The sequence below is a fragment of the Caballeronia sordidicola genome (genome assembly GCF_000729995.1).
GTDB classification, from domain to species: Bacteria; Pseudomonadota; Gammaproteobacteria; order Burkholderiales; family Burkholderiaceae; genus Caballeronia; species Caballeronia sordidicola_A.
Genome location: NZ_JNFG01000054.1, coordinates 18,639 through 28,355, shown reverse-complemented (window position 1 = coordinate 28,355; position 9,717 = coordinate 18,639). Strand labels below are relative to the sequence as shown.

6 protein-coding genes and 1 pseudogene are annotated in these 9,717 nt (G+C 54.3%); 1 reads left to right on the top strand and 6 read right to left on the bottom strand.

From position 1 onward, the window contains the following. Positions 1-726 precede the first annotated feature (726 nt). The 4 genes and pseudogenes from FH08_RS0132320 to tnpA form a co-directional block, all read right to left on the bottom strand. Positions 727-981 carry a hypothetical protein gene (locus tag FH08_RS0132320; protein WP_031362332.1) on the bottom strand — a complete coding sequence of 85 codons (255 nt, stop codon included), beginning with the start codon at positions 979-981 and terminating at the stop codon, positions 727-729. Between the two features lie 1,266 nt (positions 982-2,247). Continuing rightward, complete coding sequence (locus tag FH08_RS0132315) at positions 2,248-2,769, bottom strand: restriction endonuclease (RefSeq protein ID WP_160172521.1); 522 nt, start codon at positions 2,767-2,769, stop codon at positions 2,248-2,250. A 1,308-nt stretch (positions 2,770-4,077) separates the two neighbouring features. Then, positions 4,078-4,431: an IS66 family insertion sequence element accessory protein TnpB gene (tnpB, locus tag FH08_RS0132305; protein WP_031362330.1), complete on the bottom strand. Its 354-nt coding sequence runs from the start codon at positions 4,429-4,431 to the stop codon at positions 4,078-4,080. Continuing rightward, positions 4,431-4,894, bottom strand: a pseudogene (gene tnpA / locus FH08_RS48730) (IS66-like element accessory protein TnpA). Before tnpA ends, tnpB begins: the two are co-directional and overlap by 1 nt. 1,035 nt (positions 4,895-5,929) lie before the next feature. Between tnpA and FH08_RS0132295 the strand changes: the two are divergent. Further along, the gene (locus FH08_RS0132295; protein ID WP_051888701.1) at positions 5,930-6,394 is read left to right on the top strand and encodes a hypothetical protein; all 465 of its coding nucleotides are present in this window, start codon (positions 5,930-5,932) and stop codon (positions 6,392-6,394) included. 559 nt (positions 6,395-6,953) lie between these two features. On the opposite strand, the gene FH08_RS0132290 is transcribed toward FH08_RS0132295, so the two are convergent. Both FH08_RS0132290 and FH08_RS52070 read right to left on the bottom strand, forming a co-directional pair. Beyond that, a complete protein-coding gene (locus FH08_RS0132290; RefSeq protein ID WP_152602970.1) occupies positions 6,954-7,883 on the bottom strand; it encodes a hypothetical protein in 930 nt (309 codons plus the stop codon). A gap of 1,546 nt (positions 7,884-9,429) precedes the next feature. Further along, positions 9,430-9,669: a hypothetical protein gene (locus FH08_RS52070; RefSeq protein WP_152602969.1), complete on the bottom strand. Its 240-nt coding sequence runs from the start codon at positions 9,667-9,669 to the stop codon at positions 9,430-9,432. Between the last annotated feature and the right edge of the window lie 48 nt (positions 9,670-9,717).

The window sequence follows — 9,717 nt, the reverse complement described above, 5'->3', positions numbered from 1 at the left end:
AATCGGCCGCGAAGAATGCGAAAACAAAACCGTTCGCTTGACCCCCTCCTGATCCGCTCGGCTTCGCCTATGGGTTCGCAAGCGAACCAGCCGGACTAGGAAGGGGAATGCGCTCATATATGTTCAAACTCGCCGGCCAATGGCATGCAATGGCAATAAGATCGAAAACCGCAATATGGCAAATGCGTAACACATGTTTGAGCGGTTATGGCGCTGCAAAGCTATACGTTTTCAGTGAGCTTTCCGGCTTTTACCCTTTGGCATGCCAATTTCGAAGGTCATAGGCTCAACCTGTCGGTAAGCTGCGGGTAAGCTTAGAGGCAAGATATACCCCCCCGTTTCGTCCGGTTCATTCGCGCTCCACGAGCCAATCGCTTGCACGACGTTCTGCTGCTAGTTGCGTAGTATCGACACCCAGCGCGCCTGCCATCTTCGGAGTCCAGGGTGACTTCTACGATATGGGAAATGACGACAATTCCTTTTTAGCCGGTACCTTCGCAATCATTTTAGCGACTGTCTTAGCAATCCCGTAAGGACTCACTAAGCCTTCTGCATTGCCCCCGCCTGTCGTCGACCAGCGCATCCCGCTCGAGGGTGTTCGCACGGAGGTGATCTTAGCAACTGTATCCCTTTTATTATCAAGCGCGCTCACTCCACGCTCCGCCGCTCACCAAATTGCCATGTTAAAAAACTTACGCCGTTTTTTTCCAGCAATTTCAGCGTGTTTCATCGCAGGAAAATCAGGTAGAAGCGCACGAAAGAAAGTAGACACCACATGAAGATGAAGATCAACGTCCAAATGCCCCAAGCCCAGAAAAAGATGACAAGCGTGATGCCGGCGATCCATGGGCCAAGCGCTGTGTAGGCGAAGTACCTCATGTCGACGTACCACAGCAGATAAAAGACTAGGCCGATAATAAAGCGGCGAAGCTTCGGGTGCAAATGCATGAAGCCCTTGATAAGCGGACGTGATGTGTTCATGGCTTCCTCCTATATCTCGCGGCCAGAGCACGGCAGAAGAGCGTTGCGAATTCCCATGCTGCAGTGGCGGTGCCGATTAAAAGCCAGAACCGTACGGCGCGAATCCAGTCTAGATGTACTACAGTGTTGATGAGGTTCATGTGCGTTCCTTTTTGAGGGCTTGCATAGCTGCGCCGTCATCGGCCAGCCAAGCCACAACCCATCATCGCAGGTCTATATCAAAGTCAAGCATGCCTAAGGTTCGACTTTCAAAATCCTGCTTAACCTTCGTAAATACGGCAACCGACAAAATATCGCTCACCGAGCAATTCGACACGTGGCCGTTGTCGTGCGCTGACTAACTACGGGCAGCATCAACATTGCCGTTTTTGCCAATACAGCTGATGCCGTTTTGCTCGACACGCGCGTAACGCGTACAGCAGAAGCGTCATCGTGTCTGGCCTTTGCATCGCGCTTATAGCGCTGCGCGCTGCGGAAGGTAACTATTTATGGGTCGTCACGGGCCGAGCCAACCGAGAGAAGCGAGTAGCGCCGTTATTCGAGACCTCTGAATTGGAAGCAACTCGAACGAACTTTCAATCAGAGCGACCCTTCTGCGCCAATAAGCTATATCCAGCCCGTGCATCGGCGTGTATGTGTCTGGCCACGCCATAAGCCGCACGACCTTTTCGAGATGATCTAGCTCCGTGTCTGCAAGCCGCGACGGACGCGCTCTCGCCCTGCTCGCCCCCGCTCGTAGTTGCCTTGGATTTTTCATTCGCAACACCCGGCGGGACCGAGTTTGGCGTGCGCGGGACAGGTCAGGCGCGTAGATTCGATGCGATCGGAGGCGAGCGCGATGATAAGCGCGACTTTCCCGCGACAGGCGCATATCCCGCGCGCGGCGCTCACCCGGCACGCATGAGAGGGGGCAATGGGGCGGGAAACCCGGCAAAGATAAAAAGATTGGAACATGTCGAAGTAGGCTCAGATGTGATAACCCAGCTTCTCAGTTCCAAAACGAAGTCAAGCATGACGAAGGATTGATCGCCGTTCTTCGGGAGTTTTTTCTTGAGGCGAAACCTCGTTGGGATGGATATCGGCACGCGGCACCGCCATGCAACAAGCGATCGCCGAGTTCAACACACGATCAAGCCAATGTTTGTCGCAAGGAGCGGGGTCGTCACTCTCTTCAAGCACGTGCCACTGGACCACGCGTAACGGTCGCTCGGGACGATTCGCGCCCCGGGCACGGTGGGCTGGGTCGGCCAATTCGAGTAGCTGATGTCATGAAAGCCAAAGAATGCCGGAGCTGTCTAAACAAAAAAACGTAAGCCCATGGTATGAGCCTGGAAGGCTGTAGTTAAATCCGACCCGCAGCATTGTCCGTAAGCTTTCGGTTAGGTCCTCGCCGTCGAGCGCCGCAAAGGATATGCCGCATGCAGCAAGCCGTGCGGCCTGTAGTTCGATTTCCTCCTGCACCGCCATCGAGCGCAGCGACGCTTGGACGACGATGGTGAAGCGTGTGGCACGTGCGGTCCAGCTGCCGCCGAGGAACACGTCGATCGCCTCGCGTAGCTTGGCCACGCCGAAGGTGCGGTGGCGCTTGGCCTGAAGACAATGATAGCGACCATCTGCCTGGCGCGCGAAAATGTCGATTCCCTCCTGTGCGTCGCCTTGGCGCCCGTAGCGCGCGCAATGATCGACCTCGCCATCGAGCGCGGTCAGCCGACGGCAGAGACGCTCATAATTCTCCCAGCTCAATGCATCGAACGGCAGCAACTGAACGCGCGTGTCGACGGGAAGCACGGACGGCACCGCGTCGGGCGGCCTTAGTACGGCAAGCGGGGTAGAGGTGGGCGGCGTATTGGGCATCGCGATATTTTGGCATCGCGGCGCGTGCCTCGCTATGACTAACCGCGTCGACGTGGGGCCGAGCGGACCAGCGTCGTTCGTCGGAAAATCAGTGCCGCAATGCGCAGACCCCAAGTCAGTCGCGGCCAACCCGATCAGCGTTGTTGCGCCGCCGAGGACTTGCGATTGTGGCCGCACTGAGACCCATGGCCGTGCGATGGCGATCGGCGCGCGTGCGCTCTATGCAAGGGGCATGAGACGACCCACAACCACCCTTCGTCTTCGGTGAAAGCGGCCACGATCGCAATGCAAATTTTCAGGCATCGCGCATCACAACATTCACATCGGGCACATTCTCCAAGTCTCCTTTGGCGCTGGATTTTTATCATCTACGCTCACTATCTGTCAGTGAATAAAACAACCAAACTAAAACGAAATATGGAGCGAAAATTGTTCGCCGTCTGACGGTCTGTTTCTGGCCGGTTTGCGTCTGATCAGGTCAGTTTATTGTCGCTACTCACAGCCGCAACGCTTGCTGACCGGACGGGTTGCCGATCGATAATAGCCATAGCCCGAGTGACACTGAAAAGTGACGGCAAGCGATTGCGCGTGTAAGAAAAACGTATGGATGCGACGCGCAAAAGACAAAAGTTGCGTCCTACGTCCACGTAAAAAACGTAACATAATCAACAGGGTGATTCAAAATACGCCGTTTTTTAGCCTTCGGCATGCCGAAACGCAGTCATCCGTGGTTTCTAAGCCTTTTTCAAGGTGGCTCGCGCATCGTTTGACCAGCGAGTTCGGCGGCAAACGTGTGATTGGAATGGCTATCGTGACAGCCAGTCGAACATTGGATTGGTCAGCACGTGATAAGACAAGATGACCCCAACGGCGACAAGTAGGGCAAGTTGTGAAGCGAGGTCATGCCTATAGCGAAAGACTGTGCGAATGTATTCGATGGGAGACATTTTGGGGCCTTGGTTCGGTGTTGACTGCGCAAAGAGATAGACAGATCCATTGTGCCAAGTCCTTGCGCATGTCAAGACGCGTTACCAGCGGCTGCGATCAGGCAGATCGTCGACGGCAGAGGCAATACGGTCTTCGAAGTCTCGAGCTCACGCATATAGGCCTGGGCGGCCGGCGGCAATCGGCAGAAGTCGTCCTCGTTCATACCTCCACGATAACGAAATGTCACCCGCGATGGGTTTACGGGAATTTGTAACAGGCAGGCCGCACCGTGTGGCTAACGGGCGGCCCCGATGCTCAACTGGCGTGATGATACGAACGTACCGGATGGCGGCGCACAGCATCAATGTCAATGCCCTCCAGGAGCCAGTGCAACTGCTCGCTCGTCAGCTTCACGACGCTCTGCTGCCGGGGTGGCCATACGAACTTGTCTTCCTCGACGCGCCGCAGCATCATCCAGAAACCGTTCCGCTCGTAGAGCAGCAGTTTGACCCGGTCGCGTTTGCGATTGTGGAACGCAAACACGGCGCGTGCGAACGGGTCGAGCTGCATGGACTGCTCGACGAGCATCACGAGACTGTTGATGCCGGCAAGGAAGTCGATCGGTTCGCGATGCAGGAAGACCGTCAGGTCTACGTCGAAGCGGAACATCAGCGCGCTCCCAATGCAACGACCACCGCATTGACGATTGACGCGTCGTCTGCCGAACATTCGAGCTCAAGCTTCACGCCGTTGGGCAGGTGAGCGATCAGGCGTGCCGGTCGTGCTGAGGGTGTGGAACCGCGTGATGATTTTGCAGTGAGGGCGCGGTGTGATGCAGGCGCGCATGCCGTGACCGGCGTCGGCTCGTCGATCGCGACGACCGGCACAAACGCTGACAGCGCGGCCGGCACGTCGTGCCTGACCGGGGCGTCGCCTCGTTCACGCGCCCGAACCCACTTATGCAGCTGGTTGGCATTCACACCTGCCTTAAGGGCGAGGCCCGATAGCGAGGCCCGGGGCGTAGGCAGGCTTCGACCAGTCGTCGCTTGTCCGCCGGATCAAAGCTTCGCTTGCCGCCGACGCCGACACGCGTCACACGCAAGGGCAAAAAGCTCAGGTCATCTTCTGTTATGGATTGCGTCCGCAAAGTTAGGTTGCGGACGCAATCGTGAGCCGCATCAAATTCGGAAGCTAGGTGTGCGAAATCGCGCGCTTGCCATTGTCCGAACGCGGCGCGCGAAAAGCGCTATGAAAATTGCAAGCTTTTCACTTTTTAATCAACGCTGCCACCGCATAAACTCTCTCCATCCCCGCGCTAATGCGCATCGATCCAAGCAAATCAGCTCGCTGGTGACTTCCCGTCATGCTCGCTTTTTTGATGCTTCGACATCGAGGATGGTGCGACCCGTGTTGGCGTGCCAACGCGCAATAGCCAACCATTTTCAACGTAAGTCATTGCAAAAATATTAGTCAGGTCGGACCCGAGGCGATACTTTTTCCACGAATTACACGTATTTCACTTTACCGACCCGCGGAGGGCCGCTGAGATTTTCGCTCACTAGAATCCGCCACATAGGACGAAGCTTTCCGGTTGTTTGATCAGCCCGAAAGCAGTCGAAAAAGCCAATCTGTCGCCTACGTTTTTTCGAGCAAGCCGCTTCCCGGCATGTTTCTTACACGTTGATTTCGTAAGTAGTCGCAACCCATGTCCACGCTCGCTCACTTGCCGGCGTATTTAAACGCAGGTTTGTGTTGAATCGTGTTGGACGATGTGCGTGTATAGGGCGTTGCAACGCTGGTTTTTACCGAGCGCGCACCCTATCTTCATTTGTCGTTCGGATCGGCAACTGACAACAAATCATCAATCGTTTTTTGCCGGTGGGTCGATCCGTCCGATCGTCCATCGATACTTGGCGTCGCTCCGAAAAGACGACGCTTCCCTTGCGGGGTGGTTTTCCCGCAAGGGACCACCTCGTATTTTTTGAGGTCATACCGTGAGAATCTTCAAGTACTTATATTCGGATCATGCCGGCACGCGCGCGAGCCACGCGGCTATGTTTTTTATGTTCTATCCACCGGCTTGCGACATACGTCGGGGCGTCGGAGGAGACCGATGCAACCCTGAGCGCATCGCTCGTGACCACAATAAAGTTCAGGAAGGTAACCAATGAAACTGGCCAACGCGAAAATTCAATACCCCTGCGGCACGATCATCATCGACCGCGTGTCGCTAGACATACGAACGGGAGAAGTTTTAGTGCCGCCCCGGCTAAGGAACATAATGGACGAAATGGATAAGAGCGAAACATCGTCGACTTTCAGTGTCGAATATCGAGGTCGTGTGCTAGCTGTAGCAGTCGACGCAACCGGAAGGTTCCGTGTCGAGATTCCTGACGTGAATACAACAACGCGTCTAAGCGACTTGCGGTCGGTAGCCTTCCCGTCAAAAGATCAGCGGAAGCAGAACGGTCGTTTTGTCCATATGCTAAGCGCTGCATCTTTCGTAGGTGCCGCGCTCAGTGCGCTTTCCACATCAAACTGGAATGCGCATGCGATCGCGCAAACGGGCAGTCTGACCATATCTGCACTGCTTTTAGGCGCAGTCGGCTTTTATTGCATTAAGGAGGACTGATCATGGGAGCCCCAATTTTTACGATCGTGCTTGCTCTCATTCTTGCGGTCTTCTTCGGATGGACATCTTATAACGGCCGAAGGTCGGAAAGAGAACGACATCGGGAGTGATGCTAGCCCCATAGCCCGCCGAAGTCGTGATGTTTAACGACACTAAGCGCCAAAGCCGCACCCTCGGGTGCGGCTTTTTAGTTATGCGCTAACCGCACGCGTTCCCGGAGGAGCGTTTTGTCGAGTCGCTCGTGGAGGTGGTCCTAGAAACTACGACTGACGGCTAAGCGAGATTGCTGCTCTCATACGCGAGGAAGCCGCCCAGGCCGAGAGCCGAGAGATGAGACGGACTGGATAGGATCGTATCCTAGTCATGAACTCCCCTACCAATACGCGTCTTGCGGAGCTGGAATCGTCGCTAGGGAAACGCTGAACAAAGCAGCATCGTGTAGCGTTATTCGCACGACGCGGATTCTTTCGTGAGCTGGTAGTAGATTTGTCCACTACCCATTGAGAACTCTCACTTCTGCGGGATTTGGCGTTATCCAGACAAAGTCCGCCGCGCCTAGTCAACGCCGTATTAACGCATCGAAATCCGGCATATTGGAACGGAGCATCGCATCAACTTCGTCGAATTCTTTCGGTCTCAGCCTCTTCATAAGCACACTTCGCACGGCTTCTCCAATCTCTTTCCTGTATTTCAGTAGCAATGCTGCATCGTTACATTCTATTTTAAGAAACTTGTTCCCTCGATCTCGTGTCACGCGGACATTGATATCGTCGTAAGGCAAGACATGCTTTCCGCACAGCTCATCGATCACGTTGCGCGACGAACGCGTGTCCGAACAGCCGTCCATCCGCCGTGCCCGATTGGCCATCGGGATCGGGCCGAGCTCGTTTTTGATCTTGAGTAGACGGGTTCCGACGCCGAACGTGAGCGACCCACGAAGAAAAAAAAGGGCTTTCACCTCTCGCGGCAATGCGTCTATCAACACCGCTCGATTCACAAGGACACGCGGCAAACCCATCGCGGCGGCGCCTCCTGTTACCGTCGACCACGCGCCCCGGGTCTTTCCTTCATTGAACTCTTTTGCTACGTCAGCCGGAAAACGCTGTTCGGTCCCGACTGACTCTCGCTGCAGCCGCGTCGATGCTTCAGCTCGGATGAACTCACGGCCTCTTAATGCCGCGAGTACGATGCGCGTGCGCTTATCGTTGACGCTCTCGGCGAAGTGATTGGCCCGGGCCAGCATCACTGGCAAGCCGTCGCTCGCCAAGATCTCCAGGAGCGTTTTTGCGCCGTGATCCGTAATAGCTTTCGGCGACGAAAAGAGGTTCAAAATCTCGGGGGGAAGAGACGCAACGCTTACGCCTCTGGACAGCTTGGAGTGAGTCACCTGCAACTCCTCCGCCGCTGCTGTCTGGGTCGTCCACTTTCCGCATAAAACGCCCGCGGAGAACACTGTTGCGAGATCAATTGGTGAATAGTACTTCGACATACTTGTCATCTTCTTGGGCGCGTTTGTAATCATGTTCTCTAGTGATCCAACATTTGACATCGAAATTTACAGCGACTAGCAGATGGACTGACATATTAGCGATCAATCTCGCTTCCCGATTCCGTCGACATGCTTAACGGCCCGAAATACATTTCTTGAAATTTAAAATAACTATTAATCTTGAACTTTCAATAACAGGCGAGCAAGGACAGCCTCTTCCTATATTCTGCACGTCTCGTGACCGCATTATGCGGTCCGAAGACAAGCGCTGTGCACAGCGAGATAAACTCATCCCCTAACTTTCAAAAATGGACTTTGACTTGATGATTTCACTTGAAAGTCCGGTATTTTGGCGATGTCGCAAATTCTCGAATTTTTCAACTAAAAATGGGCGCAAAGACGGCAGACCGCTCATCAACTTGCAGGCACGGTGTGCTCACAACCCGTTCCAAAGGACTTCGGTTTGCCTTTCTGATGAGTAGAAAACCGAGACGAGATGGTCCACCGACGCGTGGACATTAGCCGCTCCTCCACAGCGGTTTTTCGACTTCTGGGCGACCACGTGTCGGCATGCCAATACCTAATATTGTTGGTTAACTAAATGTTAAGTGCATGATTTTATACAAATATTCCGTCATTTTGTGATAGTGCACAAAGCAGAACAACAGGACAAGACGTCGCCAATATAGCGATGGCGCCGGGCAATGAAGTCCGACACAATTCTGTGTGATCCACAATTCAGCGTCGATAATGCCAAATCCAAGATCGTTGGGATTGGGGGACGTGTTGCGTGATTTCCGCTCGATTTCGTGATTTCGACTTCGTATGAAATGAGCATCGGATGATGCAAGTTAAATCATCTGAGGGCAAACAGCAAGGTCCGGTAGTCGCTTGCGTTTCGGTCGACAGATAGGCTGCGGGTGCCGGCGTATTGAACACTCATCAAAACCGGGATGATTTTGAACCGAGAAACCTGATTTGCGCCTTTGCATAAAGTTTATTGAAAGCCTGAACCGAGAAAGCTATCGAAAATAGCCCCTCTTTCAGCCCTCACCTCCAACTCATATCGTGCTAGGAACGCATCGCGAGTTTTTAAACTATTTATTATATAAGCACAAGCCGAGCCACAAATTGGATTTGCAGCGCACATGTAAGCAAGCGACGGACGATGCGTTCGCCCTCACCGAGGTGACGAACTTTACTGCCACGTCCATTTGCCAGCCTTATAGCCCTGGCCATCACGATCCACTAGCGGAAAGGCGCCTTACAAAGTTTGCGTGTCACAATTCCGCCATCCGCTTCTCAGCAGACGCCTAAGCGCCCCGACGTCGATCCGCCGAACGGCGCGCTGTGAAGGGTCAGTTGCATGCTCGTCTGCCTGATACCCGGACCCTGAGCGCCGTGGGTCACAGCGCATTTCGTCCTCAGCCAATACACGAGCCTGCATCGGCCATAGCAGCGGCACATCGAAGAATTACTTCGGTACTCCGCAAGCCCGCGCATCCCGCAGTCCCGGATGCGACATGGACGCGGTCTTTTCGTTTTCTCATGCGAGTTCTAACCGGGACGCCGGACCGAAGACACGAAACGGATTTTTGATCTCGAAAAAACGGTATGAGCGAGCCAGATTGTGCGGCAGATCGACAATTTTCACTGACTGGCCCATATTGACAATGAGTACTTTGCCGAGACGCTCTTTGCGCGATGCCCCCGACAAACCAGGTTGTATCGCGTCTGGAGTAGACGTGAGCATTTGTTCTGCGGTGCGTTCCCGTGGCTGGGTCATTCTTTGCAATCTGCTACTGAAACTTAGGGACAGGTGGGGGCACTGCTG